Here is a 22648-nt window from a genome sequence, read left to right on the forward strand (position 1 = left end):
AGCGCCAGGCCACAGAATTCGCGGTTTAAAACAGAAAAACCCAGCCGTTTGGCTGGGTTTGCAAGGCTTATGCATTGTCCTGTTTAGTCAGGAACATGGCATCACCGTAACTAAAGAAGCGATATTGCTCGGCAATCGCCGTCTCATAGGCATGCATAATATGCGACTGGCCCGCAAAGGCACTGACCAGCATGATCAGGGTTGATTCGGGCAAGTGGAAATTGGTGACCATGGCATCTACCAGCTGGAACTCGTAGCCCGGGTAGATAAAGATATCAGTATCGCCATAAAAGGGTTTTAATTCCTCCGGATGCGCTTTTGCAGCCGACTCCAGTGAGCGTACTGACGTTGTACCAATTGCGATCACTCGTCCACCACGCTGGCGCGCAGCGGCAATCGCATCAACCACATCCTGAGGCACTTCGATGTACTCAGAATGCATATGGTGGTCGTTCACATTATCTACCCGTACAGGCTGAAAAGTACCCGCACCGACGTGTAAAGTGACAAACGCCATCTCAACGCCCTTATCTTTCAATTGTGCCATAAGCACGTCATCAAAATGCAGGCCTGCGGTGGGCGCAGCAACGGCACCTGGCTTTTCACCGTACACGGTCTGATAGCGCTCTTTGTCTTGCTCATCATCAGGGCGATCAATATAGGGAGGCAAAGGCATATGACCGATTTCGTCGAGAATAGACAACACCGATGAATCACCATGAAACTTGAGTTCAAACAGCTCACCGTGACGGGCGACCATAGTGGCTGTTGCTTTGCCTTCAAGTATGATCTCAGCGCCTTCTTTTGGCGATTTACTGGCACGCACATGGGCCAATACGCTGTGCTCATCCAGTACCCGCTCAACCAGTACTTCCAGCTTACCGCCGGTGGCCTTTTGACCAAACATACGGGCCGGGATCACTTTGGTATTATTGAAAATTATGAGATCTTCCGGATTGATCAGATCGACAATATCCTTAAACACTTTATGCTGTAATTCACCCGTGTTGCCATCGAGCGTTAACAAACGACTGCTGGAGCGTTCTTTTTTAGGGTGGCGAGCGATCAGCTCATCAGGGAGTTCAAAACTAAAGTCAGCAACGCGCATAGAAGACCTCAAATTAATGCAAATAGGCGCCAAGTCTAGTGATCCGCCTACGCTAAATCAAGTGCTGAGGTAAAACTATGTAACGCTTGTCAGTGTAGTAAAATAGCTTTAATCTAGTCGCTATTGTACGAAATTTCGCAGCTAAAACGTGCCACACAGCGAACGACCCAGCCCTGGGATCCTCTAAGGTACAGGCAGCGAGACACTTCACCGATAAAAAGGGCATAAACTTGTTTACTTATTTCATGGGTTTAAGGCAGTAACACCATGGCAAAGCAACTCACATTATTGCTGGTCAATGCAGATCAACAAGAGCGACAGTTGATCGTCAAAACCTTGTCTTCACTGAATGTGTTTCACATTGTTGAGCACAGTGACACACAAACCGCGTTGGGTGTATTAAAGCGCCAGGCTGTTGATTTGATCATTACCGGGCTTAATGTTGGCAAGATTGATGGCTGGCGATTCTCGCGAATGGTGCGCTCCGGGCTATTAAAAACGCCCAAAAATACACCCATTGTACTGACGCCGCCCACCTACTGTGAACGCATTGCGGAAACCACTGCCCGCAGTTATAGCATAGATGCCGTGCTACCTCTGGAGCGCCAGGATGTATTGCCTCAGGTATTGGCGAATGTACTGTCGACGCATTTAGAAAAAAGCAGTCGCTTAAACCTGCTGCTGCTCGAACCAGACCAAGTCCGTGCCGATGAAATTTGCCAGCATTTATCGCTGAACTTCACCACCACACACGTCACCACCACCAATGGGGCGCTGTCGCAGTTCCTGCAAAGTGAGTTTGCCATTGTGCTGCTGGATGCGACGGCAACACACAGCGATGCAGGTAAAGAGCTGGTGGCGAACATTCTTCAGCATAAGCCCAGCCAGGCTATCGTGACTATTATAGACAACCGCGATGCAGACTATGCTGAACAGCTTTTGTTACTCGGCGTCACCGATTTTGTGCGTGCTCCCTATGATTTATCTTTGCTGAGTAAAGTGTGCGACCATGCCGCGCGTCGTGAAGACTTTATGGTCAGCTATGCCGAGTTTGCAGAAAAGGTCGAGCAGCTGAGCCGCAGCGAACGACGCTACAAAGACCTGTTCTCGGCGCACCAGCGCATTTTACTGCACCTTAATACCGTGGTAATGGAGCTGGACACCGCGGGTGTGATCCGCTTTTTAAACCCTGCATGGGAGCAGTTGGTAGGCCACAAATTAAAAGCCAGCCTGCACACCAGTATGTTCGACTACGTGCTGGCAGAGCACCGTGACAAACTGGCATCGGTGCTGACAAAAGTACAACAAGGCGAGCAGCAATCAGCGCTGCTTGAACTGCAAGTGATGCAGAGCAATCAATGCCCTATCTGGGTTGAGTGTCGCTTTCAGCTGATTAAAAATGTCACCAGCACTGCGACTATTACAGCGACCATAGACAATATCCATGAACGCAAGCAAGCCGAATTGCAGCTACGCCACCTTGCACTGCATGACACCCTGACGGGACTGCATAACCGCTACTACTTTGACCAGCAATTGAATCTCTTCTGTGAACAGGCTAAGCATGACCCGAACCTTGAACACGCATTGATCTATATCGATCTGGATCATTTTAAGATCATCAATGACAGTAAAGGTCACCAGCAGGGAGACATTGTCCTCAAAGAAGTGGCTCAGCTGTTTGGAGAGCACATCGCCGATGAGCATCTTATTTTCCGCATCGGTGGCGATGAGTTTGCGATTTTGCTGAAACATACTCCGCTGCTGGATGCCCACATGCTGGCTGAAAGTGTCTGCAGTGCCATTGAACATCATCAGTTCCATTCCGAGGAAGCCAGCTATACCATCAGTTGTTCCATTGGTTTAACACAAGTGACACAGCAAAACAGCGATCCGAGCGAGTGCCTCAAACAGGCCGACATTGCCCTGTATATTGCCAAGAACCTGGGCCGCAACCTGGTCCACTGTTACAGCAAAGAAGATGCGCAGAACAGCACCTTACAGACAGGGTTAGAATGGGGGCACAATGTTCGTCAGGCGTTACAGAATAACCATATTGAGCTGCATTATCAGCCCATCTGGGATTTTAAGCGCAATCAGGTAGCCTACTTCGAAGCTCTGTTGCGGCTGCGTGTTGACGACAACCTGGTTTATCCGAATCAATTTATTCCTGCACTGGAATTACTCAATGATACCTACCTGATGGACCAGTGCGTGATCCGCGAATGTATTCGCGCTATTGCCTGCCACCCGGAACTGCACCAGGTCTCGGTCAACCTGTCGGCCCAGTCATTTCTGGACGAGCGTTTGCTGCCGCATATTCAATCCTGTCTGGCGGAGTTTCAGGTGGCGGCCAGTGCGATTATTTTTGAGATCACAGAATCGGCCAGTATCAACAACCTCAGCGCGACTCAGGCTATGATTGCCAAGCTCAATGAACTCGGCTGTCATTTCTCTATCGATGACTTTGGCACCGGATTCAGTACCTTTAGCTACTTAAAACAGCTGCCAGCTCAACACGTTAAAATCGATGGCTCATTTGTACGTGACATGCTTAATGACCCAATCGATCTGGCGCTGGTGAAAGCGGTGAATGACATCAGTCACTCACTGGATAAGCGCTCTGTGGCTGAGTATGTGGAGAGCAAAGAGATTTTTGACGCACTCAAAGAGATAGGGATTGATTACGGTCAGGGCTACTATATTTCACGCCCACTCCCCGTTGAACAACTCAGTGCCGTACTGAAAACTATTTTATCTGAGAAAACAGCCTGCTAGTATTTTTGTACAAATTTCGACTAAAAATTAGCTGCCTGTTGGGCAATTCTCATCTATAATTAAGCTTACATTTTGACGTGTCACTTTAAATACATGAAACACAGGTATTTACAAGACATTCAACGGATTTGGACACGTCTGGCTATGGAAATGGAGGAATTGCAATGGTACAGCTGTCTATTATATTGTTGCTCATATACGTTGTTATTGCCGTACAATGTTACCGAAGCGCAAGCCACAAAGGCTACCCAAAACTGTTTTTTACCTTACTCGGCTTAGTCCCTTACTTTAATTTGGTGGTGTGGGTTTACTTATTATTTTTACCCGACCTAAAGTCAAGCCGTCAACTGGGGTCTCTGGAGTCGTAACCGCGCCTCAGAGCCCATTTCAGAATTAATAGTCTGACATGAAGGGCAGCCGCCCTTCATGGTTTTATTTTCGGGTGTTCGCCTCGTTGCAGTGCTGCGCAACAAACTCCCCCGCTTTATCGCTGAATAAGCGGAAGTCCCTGATCCGTCCGGTGGTTTTACGCCATAACAAACCTATCTCACGGTAAGCATCAGGCTGCGGCGCGGTGGCGACCATAGGCTTGCCATCCAGAATACCAGCGTTCAGCGCCATCTGTGGCAAGAAAGTAACCCCGTTTTGATATTCCACCATGCTGAGCAAGGTGTGCAGGTTAGCGGCCTCGAAGGGATTAATACAGGCACTGCGGTTAAGGTGACAGGCACTGAGCGCATGATCTGTCATACAGTGTTCCCGCTCCAGCAAAAATACGCTTTGCTCCGGCAGCACATTAAAGTCATCCAGCTGCTCGGGTACCTGATACTCCTGATGGCGAACCAAGGAAAAATGATCCCGGGCAATCACCTGAGTGTGAAACTTTTCGGTTCTGTAGGGTAACGCCAGCATACCCATATCAATATGGCCCTGCTCCAGTTTATCGAGCAAACGATCACTGGTGTCCTCCACCAGTACCAGCTGAAGTTCAGGAAAAGCGTCTTTACAAAATCGGTATAAAGGCGCCGCAATAAAGCTGGCGATGGTAGGAATGATACCCAGCACCAATTTGCCCGATAAGGGGTGCTTAAAGCTCTTGGTCAGCTCTACCACGCTAATGGTATCGCCGATAATGCGTTTGGCACGCTCCACCACTTCTTCGCCCACATCTGTGAACATTAAACTGCGGTTTTCACGCTCTATCAGTTGGCATCCCAGCGTTTCTTCGAGGTTCTGAATGGCACTGCTCAGTGTTGACTGGCCAATAAAACAAGCTTCCGCAGCGCGGCCAAAATGCTGGTGCTGGTGCACCGCAATTAAATACTGTAACTGTTTAATGCTTGGTAAGTTATTCACTTTTTATACCCACAAATAAAAAGACCCCAACACCAAAGGCATTGAGATCTTTTCAAGCTAAAAGTCTGTCCTTTCTGTTAAACGCCGAATGCGCTTCTCAGAATGTAGAATATAACAATAGCAAGGGCAGCGCCAACTGGCAATGTGATCACCCATGAAACCACAATGTTTCTGATCACACCCATGTTCAGTGCAGCAATACCGCGGGCCATACCGACACCCAATACCGCACCCACTAAGGTCTGTGTGGTTGAGATTGGCAAACCTGTACCTGATGCAATAACAACTGTAGACGCGGCTGCAAGCTCAGCAGCAAAGCCACGGCTTGGTGTCAGGTGAGTAATACCTTCACCGATAGTCTTGATTACTTTTTTACCCAGTACAGCCAGACCGACGACGATACCTAAACCACCCAGTGGCAAAATCCACCACGCCAGCGCCGCTTTCTTGGCTATTTCACCATTGTGTTCAACAATGTTCACAACCGCAGCCAGAGGACCAATCGCGTTAGCCACGTCGTTCGAACCGTGTGCGAACGCCATACAACAGGCTGTCAGTACCATCAGAATCGCAAACACTTTCTCAACGTTATTGAAGTGCATTTGCTTATCCGCATTCGGGTCTATCTTCAGGCGGTTGATGGCCATTTTACCAATCAAGCCTACCAACACAGCAATACCAATAGCCAGCGCATACCCTTCAACAGTGCCCAGGTTAACACCAATGTGCTTCAGACCTTTTTTGATGGTTACCAAAGACATCACAAAACCTGCCAGACCCATGTATACCGGGACGAAGCGCTTGGCGTTTTCCAGTGGCTTGTCGGTGTCAAAGATCAGCTTTTGCGCACTCATAAAGATAAGGTATGCGATAAAGCCCGAAATCGCCGGGGTCACAATCCAGCTACCGACGATACCAGCAACCTTACCCCATTGGATTGCTTCGCTGCCCACAGCAACTAAAGCAAAGCCTATGATGGCACCAATGATAGAGTGCGTAGTAGACACAGGCCAGCCAAGCATAGACGCCAACAACAACCAGGTACCCGCGGCAAATAACGCCGAGATCATACCCAGCACCATCAGCTCCGGAATGTCCACAAATGGCGTAGCATCGATGATCCCTTTACGGATCGTCGAGGTTACCTCACCACCGGCCAGGTAAGCACCGGCAAATTCAAAAATCATCGCGATGATGATCGCCTGTTTGATGGTCAGCGCTTTTGAGCCAACCGATGTACCCATCGCATTGGCTACGTCGTTCGCGCCAATGCCATAGGCCATAAAGAAACCAACTGCGGCCGCAATTATAATCAATAGCGTGCCATAGGATGCAATGATATCCATTGTAAAACCTTTAATTCTTAACTAATTGTGTGAAGGCAGATGGTGTACGCTTAGCGCGCCAGCATCAGCTCCAGTCGTGAACCTACGCGTTCTGCAATGTCAGCCAACTCACCGACCCATTCGATGATCTTGTATAAGAACATCACATCAATCGGGTTAAGTTCACTTTCAATGTTGCGTAAACCTCTACGAATACGGATCTGCATCTCATCGGTGTCTTCCTCGATGGCATCCAGTTCAACGAGCATTTTTTCGACCAGAGCAACTTCGCGACCACGGAAACCCGTTTCCAGTAGTTCGTCGAATTCGTTAATGGCTTCTGAGGCTTGTTTGGTCGCATCAACACAGCGTGTCAGATACGCCAAAAAGTCGGCTTGAATTGATTCAGGGATCTCCAGTTCACGACCAATTACGCGTCCCGCGATGTCTTTGGCTTTATTGGCGATCTTGTCTTGGTGGGTAATGAGTTCCAGTAAGTCGGTACGTTCTACCGGCATAAACAGACCACGTGGCAAGTGCAGGCGCACTTCACGCTTTAAAGTATCTGCTTCTCTTTCCAGGTTACGGATCTGCACACGAAGCGCATCGGCCTCGGTCCACTCCCCTTTGAAGGCATGGTGAAAGAACGGGATCAAGGTTTCACTGGCTTGATGGACGATCTTAATGTGCTCTTCAATTGGCTTAATAGGAGACTTTGCGAATACTCCTAAAAATGCATTACTAGGCATAACTGACCCTTAAATCATATTAATATGCATGTGCAGGGCGCAATTTTACAGCATTAAGCCAGTTTGTGAACGCTTTTTCGTGTGAAGTTCTGATTAACGGTACCTAAAAGGCACCGTTATTTGTTACAGATCACAGTGATTTTTCGATATCTTCCTGAGAAGTATGGCGAATATCTTTGCCATTTACGAAATAAATCACATATTCTGCAATATTCTGACAGCGGTCACCGATACGCTCCAGCGAGCGTACTGACCAGATCAGGTCCATAATCTTAGGAATAGAGCGTGGGTCTTCCATCATATAGGTCATGATCTGACGCGTGAGTGCTTCATATTCACGGTCAACTTTGGCGTCTTCTTTATGTACCTCAAATGCCCGCTGGGCATCCATACGGGCAAACGCATCCAGTACGTCATGTAGCATCTGAGAAACCAGACGGCCCATATTTTCAACATTGACCAGTAAGTCTTGCTGGTCTTTGGTGAAAGAATCCAGCGCTACTTTGGCAATGCGTTCCGCTTCATCACCAATACGCTCCAGATCGGCAATGGTTTTTGCAATGGCAACAACCAATCGCAAGTCACTGGCCGCCGGCTGACGCTTAGCAATAATGCGAGTGCATTCTTCGTCAATGCTCACTTCCATGGCATTAACCTGATAGTCGTTCTCGCTGACTTTGCGGGCCTTGTTTTCATCACAATGACTCACCGCATCCAGTGCCAGGTTCAACTGTTGTTCAACCAGTCCGCCCATACTCAAGACATGGTTGCGAACGTTTTCCAGCTCTTCGTTAAAGCGGCCAGAGATATGCTTATTAATATTATGTTCCATAGTCAGTTCCTAATTTGTTTCAACACAGCATAGGCGCCTCCTTGTGGAGGCGCTGGCTCAGCGCTTTTCTGAGCCTGATGAATTAACCGTAACGACCGGTAATATAATCTTCGGTTTTCTTCTTAGTCGGTGTTGTAAACAGAGTATTAGTATCTGAATATTCGATCAGCTCACCCATGTACATAAAGGCTGTCTGATCGGATACCCGCGCCGCCTGCTGCATGTTGTGGGTTACGATCACCACGGTGTACTTTTCTTTCAGGTCGTTGATCAACTCTTCAATAACCAGGGTCGAGATAGGGTCCAGCGCCGAGGTTGGCTCATCCAGCAATAATACCTCTGGCTCAATCGCAATTGAACGTGCAATAACCAGACGCTGCTGCTGACCACCCGACAGACCAAACGCACTGTCGTGCAAGCGATCTTTTACTTCATCCCATAAAGCAGCACCGCGCAGCGAGCGCTCAACCACTTCATCCAGCTTACGTTTGTCTTTTACACCTTGTAAGCGTAGACCGTAAACCACGTTCTCGTAAATAGACTTAGGGAATGGGTTTGGACGCTGGAATACCATACCAACATTACGACGCAACGCAGCGACATCGACGCTTTTATCATAAATGTTGGTACCGTTAAGATTAATCTCACCTTCAATACGACAGATATCTACCAGGTCGTTCATGCGGTTGATACAACGCAATAGCGTCGATTTACCACAACCAGACGGACCGATAAACGCTGTTACCTGACCACGCGGGATCAACATGTTGATATCGCTCAGAGCCTGCTTATCACCATAGTAAAGGTCAAGGTTTTTGATCTCTAACGCGGTAAGTTCCGGGCTCAAGTTTTCCAGATCCAACTTCTTGCTGGTATCTGCATTATTTACCTGTGGCGCTACTGTAATCATAAATTTTTACCTATTTAAATACTTTACTATTAGTTCTCTAAAGCTCTGAACTTTTCACGTAGGTGGTTACGGATCCCAATTGCAGTGATGTTCAGTGCAATGATCACGGTCACCAGTAAGAAGGCGGTCGCATAAACCAAAGGACGTGCCGCTTCTACGTTCGGGCTTTGGAAGCCCACATCATAAATATGGAAACCCAGGTGCATAAACTTCCGATCCAGGTGAATATACGGGAAGTTACCATCCAGCGGCAAGGTCGGTGCCATTTTCACTACACCCACCAGCATCAGCGGTGCTACCTCACCAGCAGCACGGGCAACCGCCAGAATGAGGCCGGTCATAATTGCCGGACTGGCCATTGGGATAATGATCCGCCATAAGGTCTCCGCTTTGGTCGCCCCCAGTGCCAGTGAACCATGGCGCACTGTGCTTGGGATACGTGACAGGCCTTCTTCAGTCGAAACAATCACGACGGGCAGTGTCAGAATTGCCAGTGTCAGTGCTGACCAGATCACACCAGGTGTACCAAATACCGGGCTTGGTGACGCTTCTGGGTAAAACAATGCATCGATAGAACCACCCAGCATATAGACGAAGAAACCTAAGCCGAATACGCCGTATACGATAGACGGAACACCTGCCAGGTTGATCACCGCGATACGGATCATCTTAGTCACGGCATTTTTAGCTGCATACTCGTGCAGGTAAATCGCAGCAACCACACCAAATGGCGTCACAATCACCGCCATCAGCATAACCATAAACACAGTACCAAAGATAGCCGGGAATACCCCGCCCTCGGTATTCGCTTCACGCGGGTCATCACTAATAAACTTGCCAATCTGCGACATATAATGGCCTACTTTTGCAAAGAAGCCCATGTCGTTCGGGAACCAAAAGTCTAAAACCTGGTATAAAGGCAAGGTCACTTCTTCACCACGCATGTCGCGCACAACCACTTCGTCGCGTTTGGCACCATTACGCAGTTCAAACAGCGTTTTCTCTAATACCTTATATTCTTCGCGCAGGGCAGCACGCTGTGCTTCCAGATCAGCGATGATTTCAGGCGTCAGTTCATCATCCAGCTGATAAGCACGCTCTTTAAGACGCAAACGCTCCAGCTCATAGTTAATGTGACCAATCTCACCGTTTTGCAGGTCAAGTGCTTCGTCATTCAGCTCTACGGCACGCTCAACCATTTCTTCCAGTGCTTCTACCGGGTTGTCTGTAACCACCTGGCCGTCGCGAATAACACGCTCAACATAACCATAAAAGTTACCATTTTTAGTCCGCTCAAAGACCGCTATTTGTGCCGGCTTAGACTGGCTCTGGATGTCGGTGGACAAGATCCAACGGAAGTCCAGCTCAACATACTCACGGTTACCCGTCTTAACCAGCAGACGTTCAATGTACTCGCCCGGATGGTTTGAAAAGTCCAGGCCCGTTGCCTCCAGTCGCGACTTGGGCACTAGCTCACGGTCGTAGATTTCACCAATCACGGTTTGCTTTTGCACAGAACCCTGCAGGTGCATTTCAACCACTTCAGAAGGCCAGAAAAAGCTCAGGCCCTTCCACGCTATCATTGCAAGCAGGCCCAGTACAGAGATCAAACTGATGCTGACCGCACCGCCTGTCATCCAGATCCACGGAGATCCTGACTTAAACCACTGTCTTACCATGTCATCTCACTCCAGTTACATTGAGCTGTATTTTTCACGTAGCTGCTGACGTACAAACTCAGCCATCGTGTTAAATACGAAAGTAAAAATAAACAATACAAAGGCCGCAAGGAACAGGATCCGGTAATGCGAGCTGCCCACTTCTGATTCTGGCATTTCTACCGCAATGTTCGCCGCCAAGGTACGCATACCCTGGAAGATACTCCAGTCCATAATCGGTGTATTACCCGTCGCCATCAGTACAATCATGGTTTCACCCACGGCACGACCCAGGCCCATCATGACCGCCGAGAAGATACCCGGGCTGGCTGTCAGTAGCACAACACGCACCAGTGTTTGCCATTGCGTTGCACCCAATGCCAGCGACCCGTTTGACAGGTGTCTGGGTACACTGAATACTGCGTCTTCGGCAATCGAGAAAATCGTTGGAATAACCGCAAAGCCCATCGCAATACCCACGACCAAAGAGTTACGCTGGTCGAAAGTCAGGCCCAGTTCATTAGTCAGATACTGACGTACGTTACCACCGAACATCCACCCTTCAATGACATCGCTCATGGCAAAAGACACCCAGCCAACCAGCAATACCACAGGGATCAGCAAGATTGAGTGCCAGCCATCCGGAACCAGATGACGAATGGCTTTAGGTAGCTTGGTCCAGCCCAGTGCCGTGCCCAAAATAGCCAGAGGCAATAGTAACAGCAGCGCGACAATCGCGGGTAAGTGGCTTTCGATCAGCGGCGCTAACCACAGACCTGCCAGGAAACCCAAAATTACGGTAGGCAATGCTTCCATGATTTCAACCGTTGGCTTCACCACACGACGTAACTCGCTCGACATAAAGTAAGCGGTGTAAATGGCCGCTGAAAGCGCAATCGGTACCGCAAACAGCATGGCATAGAAAGCGGCTTTAATCGTACCGAACGAAATCGGCACTAACGAGAATTTAGATTCAAAGTCATCACTGGCTGACGTTGACTGCCAAGTGTAAGCCGGCTCTGGATAGCCTTCATACCACACTTCCTGCCACAATGCCGACCAGGTTACTTCCGGGTGCTCATTGTGGATCTCAAACACACTCACCTGATTGCCGGTTAGCAATAACGCTGCATTGGCACGCGGTGAAATCGCGAAGGCATCAATGGCCTGATCTGCAACTTTACCGCGCCATAACTCGGCTTCGCTGGTGGTGTAGTACACGCCCAGCTCACCCTTTTCCGTGGTGGTGAAGAAAGTACGACGATAGAACTCACTGTGCACTTTCATGTGTTTGCTCTTATCGCTATCGAAGGCACGAATTTTGGCAAACTCACGACCAGCGTCCGTGTTTACTTCAAACCACTGTGATACTTCACCATTGTCATTGGCCAGCATCAGCGAGTTGGCACCGGCCAGCAGCGCCATACTGACCAGATTGGCATTTTCTTCGTTGGCCGCTAACAGCTGAAACTGTTTAACATCATCCGCAAAGCGGGTATCAAAAATATAAATCTGATTCGCAGAGCGCACAAAAGTACGGGTGGTATCCGGTGAAATCAGTAAGTCGTCAATGCGACCGTCGATTGGCAGCTCAGTGCGTGTTACCTGCCACTCCAGCTCACCGGTAAACATGTTCTCTTCGGCAGCAAACGACGCAAAGATCACCCGCTTGTCGGCAGTCAAAGCAACCACCGCCGTTTTATCTTCGTAATGGCTAAAGGCAAATTTTTTCAGTGCCTGTTGCTGCTCATCGACCAGCAACTGCTGACCTGCAAGTGGGTAACCCAGGCGAGGTTTCATTACACGCTGGTTACCCGGAAAGGTGACCACAAAGTTGGGCTTGAGGATCTGTACCTGGCCATTATCCAGGCCGTATGCATACTGGCCCAAAAATGGTGCACTTTTCGCAAAGCTGGTGATCTGGCCGTCCAGCTTGGTTTGCAAGGTGCTGACAAGCTCCCCTGCGCCATCGCCTTTCACCTGATAAAAATCAACCTGACCGGTATTATCCAGCAGGTACGCAATCTCTGTTTGCTCTTCCACACCCAAAGCGAAATAACGCTTCTCGGCAGATAACGCGATATCAACCCGTTTTTCGACCTTAGCAGATTCGAAAATAGGCTGTACAACGTAAAGCAAATAGAAGAATATCAATAGCAAAGCGACCAATACCATTACCCCACCTGAGGTAATGCCAAACTGGGCAAAGCGGTCCTTAAAGAGACGGCTTCTATCCGTTTTAAAGGATGGTTTTTGCGGATTGGAAGTCATCAAAATACCCTTTCATAATCAAACTGCGGCGCATTATATTTCATCAAGATGACAGTTGTGTTACACCCAGTTCCTAGTCTGCCCTCTTTCTGGAATAGGTTTTCATTAGTTACTCTCATTACTTGTTTTTTCCTGCTGAATTCTGATCCAGAGAGGATATGTTAGTTCCCAACTTTACACCACCGTTCTCAGATTGCCCGACAAAAAATGTGTTCAATCCCCATAAATACAGCGTTCTGATGACAATTTGACTGCGTCAGTAGACGCAAAATATCTCGCTGTCCAAGGAACTTAACACTTGGAGTAAGGTTCGAATTACAGTACGCAATGTGATTTTTGCATTTTTTTACATTGTATCCATTATCGGAAGTAGACAAATAAGTTTCATTTACTAGGCTTATAGAGCGATTATTCGCTTTCATTCAGGGCTTAGATACCGAGCCACCAATAATAAGAGACATGTGATATGAAGCAGTTAGTACTAACACTTATAGGCAAGGACCAACCAGGTCTCGTAGAACGAGTTTCCTCAACCATTCTTAACCACCACGGCAACTGGCTAACCAGTAATTTAAGTCACCTTGCCGGACAATTTGCAGGGATAGTGCAGGTTGAGGTAGCAGAGGAGCACTTACAAGAGCTGCAAAACGCCGTACTTGATATATCTGGGCTAGAGGTACGCATCGCCAATGGCGAACAAGACCAGAGCACAGAACCAGAAACCTTAAACTTAGTGATAACGGGGAATGATCGTCCAGGCATTGTCCAGGAGCTGGCAACAGTGATCCGTCACAAAGGCGCTAACATTACCCACCTCAACTCCAAACAGCAGAGTGCGCCTAATTGGGGAGTCCCGATTTTTAGTGCATTTGCTACCGTTAGCTTGCCCGCTGGTATGATCAAAGACAACGTTATCGAAGCCCTTGAAGCCATCACCAGCGATCTGATCGTGGATGTCGAACAGTCCTGATCGCACTGACCGGTAAGGTTGCAAGTTACCTTACCGGGTATTCCACCAATTAGCTTTTTTGTACACGCACTTTGATGTCAAACAAGCCAGATCAAGGAGGCTGGTCTATACTTTGTTGATAATTCGGTGACATGACAGCACATGTCATATAAGTGTCACACTACAGACATATTCTACCCGCAGCTTTAATTACCATGGAAAGAAAGATGCAAGCATTATCTAACGATCCCATTACCATCAGCTACTTTGCCAAAGAGCTGAGCTGGCTGTCCTTTAACGAGCGTGTACTTCAGGAAGCCAAAGACAAAAGTAACCCCATTATTGAGCGGATCCGATTCTTAGGCATATTTTCCAATAATTTAGATGAATTTTTCCGGGTTCGTGTTGCCGATGTAAAACGTCGCATCTTATTAAGTAACCTGCCTGATACTGACTTCGACGAAGACGAAGCCCTGCTTAACCAGATGAACAAGAAAGTGCTGGAGCTGGGCAAAAAGTTCTCGCATATTTATGATCAGATCCTGGTGGACCTGAATGAGCACAATATTCATATTAAAAAGCCGGCAGAGCTGTCAGACTTTCACCAACAGTGGCTGGCCAAGTACTTTCAGGATCAGGTGCTGCAGCACATGTGCCCTATTTTACTGAGCGAAAGTAAAGACTACTCAGATCACATCAACGATGCCCTGACCTACCTGTTTGTTGAAATGCGTGGCGACAAGCAACACCATGCATTGCTGGAACTGCCAACCGATCGCTTAGAGCGTTTTATTCTGCTGCCACCGGAAAAAACCCGACGCCACAAAACCATAGTGATGCTCGACGAAGTGGTACGTTTTTATCTCCACGACGTGTTCAGAAACTTCCTCAGCTTTGACAGCATCGAAGGGTATGAAATCAAACTAACCCGGGATGCCGAGTACAACCTGGATGACGAAATTGAAGAAGGCCTGCTGGATAAAATGTCAAAGGGCCTTAAACAGCGTTTATATGCTGAGCCGGTGCGACTGACTTACGATGAAGCGATGCCAGAAGAGATCCTCAAAGTCATGAAAAAGCGCCTTGGCGTCACCAGTCAGGATGCCTTGATCCCCGGTGGCCCGTATCGTAATTTCCGCGACTTTATTGGTTTTCCGAATGTCGGTCGCGGCTACCTGGAAAACAAACCCCTGCCACCCCTGCAAAGTGAAGCATTTAACGCCTATCGCAGCATTTTCAGAGCGATTTCCAAGCGGGACATCCTGCTTTACTACCCTTACCATACCTTTAACCACATGCTGGAATATGTACGCCAGGCAGCGTTTGACCCCAGAGTCACCCAGATCAAGGTCAATATTTATCGCGTTGCGTCACGCTCCCGACTGATGGCTTCGCTGATCAATGCCGCCAAAAATGGTAAAAAAGTCACCGTGATGGTCGAACTCAAAGCCCGCTTTGATGAGCAAAACAACATTGAGTGGGCGAAAATGCTCAGCGATTACGGCATCAAAGTCATGGTCGGGATCCCGGCACTGAAAGTACATAGTAAACTATGTGTGGTTCACCGCCGGGAAAAAGGCCAAATTGTGAAATATGCCCACATTGGCACCGGTAACTTCCATGAAAAAACCGCCCGTATATATACCGACTTTAGCCTATTCACTAAGCACCCTGAGATCTGTGATGAATGTGATGATGTGTTTAAGTTCATTGAGAGCAGCTACAGGCCGTTTAACTTCAAGCACCTGATGATTTCGCCAATCAATGCACGAGAAAAAATTCTCGCTTTGATTGATCAGGAAAGTCAAAATGCCCAGGCAGGCAAAACAGCCAAGATCACTGTTAAGGTCAACAACCTGGTAGACAAAGAGCTGATTGACGCCTTGTACAATGCTTCTATGGCTGGCGTGAAGATCCGCATGATCATTCGAGGCATGTGTGCTCTGGTACCCGGCCTGCAACGCTTTAGTGAGAACATCAAAGTGATCAGTGTCGTCGACCGCTTTTTGGAACACCCAAGGGTCATGGTATTTGAAAACGATGGCGACCCTCAGGTCTATATTTCCTCAGCAGACTGGATGACCCGTAACCTGGATCACCGGGTTGAAGTTGGCACTCCCATTTACGACGAGTCACTCAAACAGTTGATCATTGATATTCTTGAACTGCAATTTAAAGACAGAGCAAAAGCACGGATCATTGACAGTGAACAGAAGAATCTCTATGTTCGTCGCGGTAATAAGAAGAAGATCCGCTCCCAGATAGCCATCTATGACCATCTGAAAAAGTGGGAAAGCAACCAATCCAACACATAAGGGCAGCTCTATGACCACATACCCTTCCATCGCGGCCGTTGATTTAGGCTCGAACAGTTTTCATTTAGTCGTCGCGCGGGAGGTCGATGGTCGTCTGCAATTACTGCACAAAGAAAAGCAGCGGGTGTTTCTGGCCGCCGGTCTGGATGAGCAGTTCAACCTGAGCGAAGAAGCCATAGAGCGCGCGCTGCATGTGCTGCAACAGTTTGCAGCCACGTTACAGGACTTTGATAAACACAGTGTGCAAGTGGTGGCCACTTATACACTGCGTAACTGTCGCAATATTCGCTATTTCCTGGCCAAAGCAAAACAAGTTTTTCCTTTTAAGATCAATGTTATTTCCGGGCAAGAAGAGGCTCGCCTCATCTATCAGGGTGTGGCAAACCACATTCACAGCGACGACAACCGCCTGGTGATCGATATCGGTGGTGGCAGTACCGAGCTGATCATTGGCAAACATCTGGATCACAAATTACTCACCAGCCGCAATATTGGCTGCGTGACGCTCAGTAACAGTCATTTCAAGGAGCTTAAACTGACGGCCAAACGCTTTGCCAAAGCCGAAATAAAGGCCGAGCAGAACATCGAGGCTATTTCCGCCAGCTACCGTAAGGCCGGCTGGCAAACCTGTATCGGTACGTCGGGCACCATTAAAACCTTATGTGCCATCGCTCAGGAACTATTTAACCAGGATACCCTGACCCTCACAGTGCTGGAACAGATCAGACAACGCCTGATTGAAGCCGACTCCCTGAGTGCGCTGAATCTTAAAGCGCTGCCCGAAGAGCGGTATGCCAGCATTGCGGGCGGCCTGGCCATTCTGATCGGGGTATTCAGGCAACTCAATATTGACGAGCTGAGTTATTGCGATAACTCATTGCGCGAAGGCCTGTTGCAGGAAATGGCGCAAAATGACGAGTTTGATATTCGTGCCCGTACCATCAGCGCGGTCGGCGATCATTATGCCGTTGATAAGCAACATGCGGAGCATATTTGCGAGACCCTTAACCAAATGTTTGACATGGTGCGAGCGCACTGGGCACTCAATGAAGTCGATCTGCAGATGCTGCGCTGGGCCGCGCGATTACACGAAGTGGGGCTGGCAATAAACTCATCGGGGATCCACAAGCACAGTGCCTACATAGTATTAAATGCCCAGCTGCCGGGATTTACTCAGGAGCAACAACAGCTGCTGGGCACCTTGATCCGATTTCATCGCAAAAAAATCAAACGCGCAGAACTGTCGGCCTTAGTAGAAGCCGATCTGACACACTTTGCTCGCCTGCTCACCTTATTGCGCCTGGCCATTCTGGTACATCAGAAACGACAAATTGATCAGGTTGCTAAGTTCACAATAGAAGCGCTGGATAACAGCCTGCTGCTGACGTTCGAGCCCGACTGGCTGGCTCAGCACTCATTGTTTGTAGCCGACCTGCAACAAGAGCAGGCATACTGGAAAACGCTGAATATGACACTTATGTTCCCCGCAATGAGTTAATACCATTCATTTCACTCAATATCTGTTCAATTTGAAGGAACAAACAGGACGCTAACAGTATTAAGTATTTCTCATCTGGAACACTAAGCACTCAGGCCCGTATGCGGGCCTAGGCGACTTTTTCTTTTACAACGGCGTAGATTTCATCGGCATAGACACGGCTGTCCAGCGCCAGTGAGAAAAGTAATTCAATACTGGATGCCGGGCGAATGGCATTGAGGATAAGTTCGGCTTCCTGAATATTATTGCGCTCAACTTCTATCGCCAGACGCAGCGCCCCACCGATCAAGCCTTTGTAGCTTAACAGCGCGCTGCTGAGGTCCGGATCCAGGGAAAATTCATCGACAATAACGGAGAGCTCGACATCCAGTACAGCATCCAGGACCGACATCAGACCAATCAGATAACCCTGCTGCGCCATTTCATCGCCACCAGGAAGCAGAAACTGTTCTAAAAACTTGGCCCGCGCCAGACCTAGCTTGGTCAGCTCACTGGGTTTGTCTGCGCCCAGTTCACTTAACGCCAGTACTTTAACAAACTGGCGAATAGCATCTTCACCAAGATACACCACTGCCTGAGCAATGGAACGGATCTCGATTTTATCTTCACCCGCCTTGGCATTGGCCAGCTTGAGCACCCGCGCCGTCAGGCTCAGATCTTTGGCGATCCTTTGCTGAATTTCTTTAAAACACAAAGACTGTTTGGCGGTGCAACGTAGCAAGTCCAGTACCACCAGTTTCGACGGCTCGACATTGCCATGGTTCAGCATTTCCGGTACTGCGAAGAAAAAGCCCTGGAAGTAATCTGCCCCGGCACTTTTGATAAAGCTATAGTGCTCCATGGTTTCAATCCGCTCGACAATCACTTTTGCATCAGGAAAGCGGCGTTTGAGCTTTTTCAGCATCATGGTGGTTTTGATCACCGGATCAAGGACTTCTATTTTAATGTAATCCATCAGTGGCAACAGCACTTCCCAGCGCTCGTCGCCATCGTAGTCATCCAGGGCAAAACGATATCCCAGCTTTTTTAGTTTAGTCACAGTGGTGACCAGCTCTGGCAAATTCGTGGAACGCTCGACAATTTCGATTACCAGCCCTTGTGGCCGGAGTAATTTGGGGAGTTCTTGCAGTAAAGTTTCATCTGACAGATTGATAAAGGCAGGCGCACCGGCAGCCAGCCGCTCGACACCAATAAAGAGCAGAGAATTAAAAAACAGCCTGCCTGTCGCCTGGCCATCGCTGACCCCGATAGGAAAGGCGTTATTGTGTGAGTCCCGATACAACAATTCATAGGCAGCCACGCTCTGTTCTCGATTGAATATGGCCTGGCGTGCTATATATTGCACCGTGTCTTTTTTTGACTTGGCAATATGACCGCTCATTAACATCCTTAACTCTTGTACTTTAAAGGCTTCCAGTGTCCCAGCATATGAAAACTCACGCCCTTGAGCAATCTATTTTCTCACCCCTGTGGTAACGACAAAGTTACCTCAGGTAGTTGCCGAGACTGTCACTCTTTTACTATTATAGGTCTTATGAGTGTTACACTTATTTCGCATTTTTGCATCCTGCTTTTTCTTATCCCGTTGCTTTTTAGCAGTCAGGGGGTTGCGGCTTTGTCTGAGCATCACAGCGCGACTCAAGCGCAACATACTCTAAAATACAGCATCAGCGGCTCTGGCACGTTTTATCCCTATTTTACTAACGACCCCCATCATCCGGGTATCCTGCCCGATTTAGTGGTGCGCATACTGACGCAGGCATCTCTGCAAGGCGAGAATATCGTGCTGCCTGCAAAACGCACCAACCGTTATCTCGCGAGCGGTAAAATCGACTTCGACCTTATCAGCCCCGCCTGGCTAAACTCATCCCAACGCACCGATCCGCGATTTGTTTTTTCAGAAGCAATTCTGCCTATTCGCGAGTACGTTGTAACACGCACGCCCTTGGAGCCTCTCACCAGTTTGTCAGGTCAAATGGTCGGTACAGTGCGTGGTTACTATTATCATGACGATGATGTTTTTACCCGAGTAGACTTTGAGTCGGAGCGAGCGTTGTTACAGGCGCTGGATAAAGGGCGGGTGGAGCTGGCCATCGTTGGCGACTTGCCCGCAAAGTATTGGTCAGAGCAGGACAAGGTAAATTTGCACTTCAACCAGTTACATTCACAGGGCCTGCTGCATATTCGTCTGCGAGCCGAGCATGCCCACCTGTTGCCCCGACTCAACCAGGCGATTCTGACACTCCAGCAATCGGGTCAAATCGCCCGGATAGAAACCTACTATCTGGAGCATGCCTTCGCGGGCAGGGATCAGAGCGAGTAGGCTGACTCACAGTCAGCTTACTCGGCCACCAACTGTTCACTGCGGAAAAACCCGGAGTCTGAGGATAAGCACGTCACCAGTTCAGGCAAGACTTCATCCATGGTGGCTTTGAGTGTCCACGGCGGGTTGATGACAATCATACCCGATGCCGTCATACCACGTTCTTCGGTATCCGCCTCGGTAGCCAGTTCGAACAACTGGATATTGCGCACACCGGACTCAATCAGAGTCTGTTCCATCTGATCGATCCGCGCACGTTCCACTACCGGATACCAGATCATATAAGTGCCCGATGCAAAACGTTTGTGTGCCTTGATAATAGAGCGAGCCGCAACCTCGTAATCAGACTTGATTTCATAGGGTGGGTCCATCAGTACACAAGCGCGACGAGAGTGTGGCGGCACCAGTCCCATCAGGCCTTTAAATCCGTCTTCCCCTTTCACGCGTAAAGAGCGCTTATGTGCGGTGTTTTTTTCCAGCAGTTTGAGATCTTGCGGGTGTAATTCAAAAAACCAGCCTTTGTCCTGTTTACGCAAAAACTGTTCAGCCACTTTGGGCGAGCCGGGATAATAAGCCAGTGTGTCGCGATTTAGTGATTTAACCAGCTCAACATAATCTTGAATGGCACCCACCTGGCCGCAATACTGCCACAATTTCGCAATGCCCAGCTGATACTCTTGTGTCTTTTGCGCATCTTTGGCAGCCAATTCGAACAATCCGGCACCAGAGTGCGTATCGATATAATCAAAAGGCTTATCTTTACGTGTCATATATTCCAGCACTTGAGCCAGTACCAAATGTTTAATGACATCGGCAGGGTTACCTGCATGAAATGAATGTCGATAACTGAGCATTATCCGCTCCTAATTGAGGTGGGCATTGTCCATCCCTTTGGCGCATAAAGCCGCGCTTTTTAAGCGCTTCGGCTGAACCATAAATGAACAAAATTGTTAGTATTGGGTATTATCGCTTAAAACGAGACAAAAATCAGCATAACCTGCCCTAATCACTAGCTTTGCAGCGCACTTTGCTTTACATTTGCATGACATAATCACAGTGATAATGAGCGCATTTAAAATGAAAGAAATTCTCCCTCAACTCGAGCAACTGATTGATCAACTTATTGCACAAAACAATACTCTGACTGAGCAGGTAAACACGCTCAAAGAGCAAAACAGCAAATTAATTGATGAAAATGAGACACTTCAGCTTGAAGTACTGGAAAGCGAAGAAAAACAGAAAGAAACCAGCTCTACACTGAGTGGACTGTTAGAAAAACTGCAGAGTGCTAGTCAGGCAGGCTAATGTCAGAATCGCCCGAACAGGTCACCGTCACCCTGCTGGGAAAGAGTCACCAGTTTTCCTGCACGCCAGGACAACAACAAGCACTAATTGATGCCGTCGACTTACTTAATGGTCGGGTCGACGAAATGCGTCAGCGCGATACGGTGCGCAGCGATCACAATGCCCTGTTGCTCGCTGCGCTGCATCTGTGTCATGAATTGCTGGCATTGCAAAGTGATACCCAGCAAGCGGAGCAAACGCTGCAACAGCTGACCCAACGTATCAGCAATCAGATAGAGCGCGCTTAAGTGCTGCGCCTGCTTTGTGCTGTCTTCACCACACTGATGCTGGCACCAACAGCGCATGCTGCCAACTGGCATACGGTTTCTGCTCAGATAACCCTGATAGAACCCCAAGCAAAAGCCCGTTTTATCTTACCGAATATGGCGCTGATTCAGGGCAAAGCCTGTAGCGCCTTGATAGACAGCCACGGGGACTTTGTGGCACTGGAACAGGTGATTAATCAACTCAAAGAACGCCTGAACACCCCGCTGTGTCATTTAATCGCCACTACCAGCGAAGCGCACCAGCTCACCGGGCTGGCGCTGTTAAAGCAAGCTTTTCCGAATGCCAGCGTACACCTGCCAAAGGCGCCACAGCTCACCGACCATACGCTGCGAAAAGCACTGGATACACAGCTCAGCAACTTTGCCAAAAGTATTGAGCTCAGTGAGCAAAGAGTAAGTAAACTACCAGCTGAGCAACAAGGTTCGTGGCGACAACGGCTGGCGCTGGCCAAGCAGCGGCTGACCCGCTGGCAAACGTTGCAAAGTACGGCTGTCACGAACGAGGCCATACTACCATCCCAGTTGGAACTGGGCGGAGTCACACTAAAACTCAGTCAGTTTCACGGCCAAAGCGGTTACGACCTGAGTGTGCTCAGTGTGCAGCAGGGCGCTTTGTTCGCCGGACAGAGCGCAAACTTGCTGCCCTATGTCCGCAACACAAGTTGGCACTCTGCTTTGCATGCCTTGCAGCAAACTCCTCAACTCGACTGGATCCTGCCAGCTTTTGGTAAACCCTATAAAGCTGAACAGCTCAGTGTACCAATCACATTTTTAACGCTGGCACAGCAACAGGCTGCGCAGGCAGATACCCGTTTCCCAGCAGCTCTGACTCCCCTTTATCAGGGTCTACCCTACAACCAGATGCAATTGACTCAGCATTTCTCTCAGGCTGTCAAAGTGCTCGCCCACAAGAAGGCTTTGAATAAATAATCGCCAGCAAGTATA

The 22648-nt window shown here is 48.6% G+C and carries 19 protein-coding genes; 9 read left to right on the plus strand and 10 right to left on the minus strand.

Annotation, left to right across the window (positions count from 1 at the left end; genetic code table 11):
* Positions 1–67: 67 nt before the first annotated feature.
* On the minus strand, positions 68–1108 hold the full coding sequence (gene queA, locus CWB99_RS01955; protein WP_138549852.1) for a tRNA preQ1(34) S-adenosylmethionine ribosyltransferase-isomerase QueA: 1041 nt from the start codon (positions 1106–1108) through the stop codon (positions 68–70).
* A gap of 267 nt (positions 1109–1375) precedes the next feature.
* Here queA and CWB99_RS01960 point away from each other — a divergent pair, with 267 nt between their 5' ends.
* A complete protein-coding gene (locus CWB99_RS01960) occupies positions 1376–3886 on the plus strand; it encodes a GGDEF/EAL domain-containing response regulator (protein ID WP_138549853.1) in 2511 nt (836 codons plus the stop codon).
* 164 nt (positions 3887–4050) lie between these two features.
* The gene (locus tag CWB99_RS24530) at positions 4051–4254 is read left to right on the plus strand and encodes a hypothetical protein (RefSeq protein ID WP_010383280.1); all 204 of its coding nucleotides are present in this window, start codon (positions 4051–4053) and stop codon (positions 4252–4254) included.
* 64 nt (positions 4255–4318) lie between these two features.
* Here CWB99_RS24530 and CWB99_RS01970 read toward each other — a convergent pair whose 3' ends face one another.
* The 7 genes from CWB99_RS01970 to CWB99_RS02000 form a co-directional block, all read right to left on the minus strand.
* A complete protein-coding gene (locus CWB99_RS01970) occupies positions 4319–5242 on the minus strand; it encodes a hydrogen peroxide-inducible genes activator (protein WP_138549854.1) in 924 nt (307 codons plus the stop codon).
* A gap of 77 nt (positions 5243–5319) precedes the next feature.
* Positions 5320–6588: an inorganic phosphate transporter gene (locus tag CWB99_RS01975; protein WP_138549855.1), complete on the minus strand. Its 1269-nt coding sequence runs from the start codon at positions 6586–6588 to the stop codon at positions 5320–5322.
* A gap of 50 nt (positions 6589–6638) precedes the next feature.
* Complete coding sequence (locus tag CWB99_RS01980) at positions 6639–7316, minus strand: TIGR00153 family protein (RefSeq protein WP_138549856.1); 678 nt, start codon at positions 7314–7316, stop codon at positions 6639–6641.
* A gap of 130 nt (positions 7317–7446) precedes the next feature.
* A complete protein-coding gene (phoU, locus tag CWB99_RS01985; RefSeq protein WP_125558340.1) occupies positions 7447–8148 on the minus strand; it encodes a phosphate signaling complex protein PhoU in 702 nt (233 codons plus the stop codon).
* 82 nt (positions 8149–8230) lie between these two features.
* Complete coding sequence (gene pstB / locus CWB99_RS01990; RefSeq protein ID WP_138549857.1) at positions 8231–9058, minus strand: phosphate ABC transporter ATP-binding protein PstB; 828 nt, start codon at positions 9056–9058, stop codon at positions 8231–8233.
* 29 nt (positions 9059–9087) lie between these two features.
* On the minus strand, positions 9088–10737 hold the full coding sequence (gene pstA / locus CWB99_RS01995; RefSeq protein ID WP_138549858.1) for a phosphate ABC transporter permease PstA: 1650 nt from the start codon (positions 10735–10737) through the stop codon (positions 9088–9090).
* Positions 10738–10752: 15 nt separating this feature from the next.
* Positions 10753–12987, minus strand: a complete 2235-nt coding sequence (locus CWB99_RS02000; protein ID WP_138549859.1) for an ABC transporter permease subunit — start codon at positions 12985–12987, stop codon at positions 10753–10755.
* 466 nt (positions 12988–13453) lie between these two features.
* Here CWB99_RS02000 and CWB99_RS02005 point away from each other — a divergent pair, with 466 nt between their 5' ends.
* From CWB99_RS02005 to CWB99_RS02015, 3 genes are all read left to right on the plus strand, one after another.
* Positions 13454–13957: a glycine cleavage system protein R gene (locus CWB99_RS02005; RefSeq protein ID WP_054014383.1), complete on the plus strand. Its 504-nt coding sequence runs from the start codon at positions 13454–13456 to the stop codon at positions 13955–13957.
* A 206-nt stretch (positions 13958–14163) separates the two neighbouring features.
* Positions 14164–16251 (plus strand): polyphosphate kinase 1, encoded by a 2088-nt coding sequence (ppk1, locus tag CWB99_RS02010; RefSeq protein WP_138549860.1) that lies wholly within the window; start codon positions 14164–14166, stop codon positions 16249–16251.
* A gap of 10 nt (positions 16252–16261) precedes the next feature.
* Positions 16262–17749 carry an exopolyphosphatase gene (locus tag CWB99_RS02015; protein ID WP_138549861.1) on the plus strand — a complete coding sequence of 496 codons (1488 nt, stop codon included), beginning with the start codon at positions 16262–16264 and terminating at the stop codon, positions 17747–17749.
* A gap of 109 nt (positions 17750–17858) precedes the next feature.
* Here the strand turns inward: CWB99_RS02015 and CWB99_RS02020 are convergent, their stop codons facing one another.
* Positions 17859–19136: an EAL and HDOD domain-containing protein gene (locus CWB99_RS02020; protein ID WP_138549862.1), complete on the minus strand. Its 1278-nt coding sequence runs from the start codon at positions 19134–19136 to the stop codon at positions 17859–17861.
* A 147-nt stretch (positions 19137–19283) separates the two neighbouring features.
* Here CWB99_RS02020 and CWB99_RS02025 point away from each other — a divergent pair, with 147 nt between their 5' ends.
* Complete coding sequence (locus tag CWB99_RS02025; protein WP_138549863.1) at positions 19284–20072, plus strand: substrate-binding periplasmic protein; 789 nt, start codon at positions 19284–19286, stop codon at positions 20070–20072.
* Between the two features lie 17 nt (positions 20073–20089).
* Here the strand turns inward: CWB99_RS02025 and CWB99_RS02030 are convergent, their stop codons facing one another.
* On the minus strand, positions 20090–20926 hold the full coding sequence (locus CWB99_RS02030) for a 23S rRNA (adenine(2030)-N(6))-methyltransferase RlmJ (protein WP_138549864.1): 837 nt from the start codon (positions 20924–20926) through the stop codon (positions 20090–20092).
* 223 nt (positions 20927–21149) lie between these two features.
* Between CWB99_RS02030 and zapB the strand changes: the two genes are divergently transcribed.
* Genes zapB through CWB99_RS02045 form a run of 3 tightly spaced genes read left to right on the plus strand, consistent with a single transcriptional unit; the run spans position 21150 to position 22633 of the window.
* Positions 21150–21377, plus strand: coding sequence for a cell division protein ZapB (gene zapB, locus CWB99_RS02035; protein ID WP_046005422.1), 228 nt, complete (start codon positions 21150–21152; stop codon positions 21375–21377).
* Positions 21377–21664 (plus strand): cell division protein ZapA, encoded by a 288-nt coding sequence (locus tag CWB99_RS02040; RefSeq protein WP_138549865.1) that lies wholly within the window; start codon positions 21377–21379, stop codon positions 21662–21664. The genes zapB and CWB99_RS02040 overlap by 1 nt, the downstream gene beginning before the upstream one ends.
* Positions 21665–22633 carry a hypothetical protein gene (locus CWB99_RS02045; RefSeq protein ID WP_138549866.1) on the plus strand — a complete coding sequence of 323 codons (969 nt, stop codon included), beginning with the start codon at positions 21665–21667 and terminating at the stop codon, positions 22631–22633. It begins immediately after the preceding gene.
* Positions 22634–22648: the final 15 nt, after the last annotated feature.

It is taken from the genome of Pseudoalteromonas rubra (genome assembly GCF_005887095.1).
GTDB lineage: Bacteria > Pseudomonadota > Gammaproteobacteria > Enterobacterales > Alteromonadaceae > Pseudoalteromonas > Pseudoalteromonas rubra_E.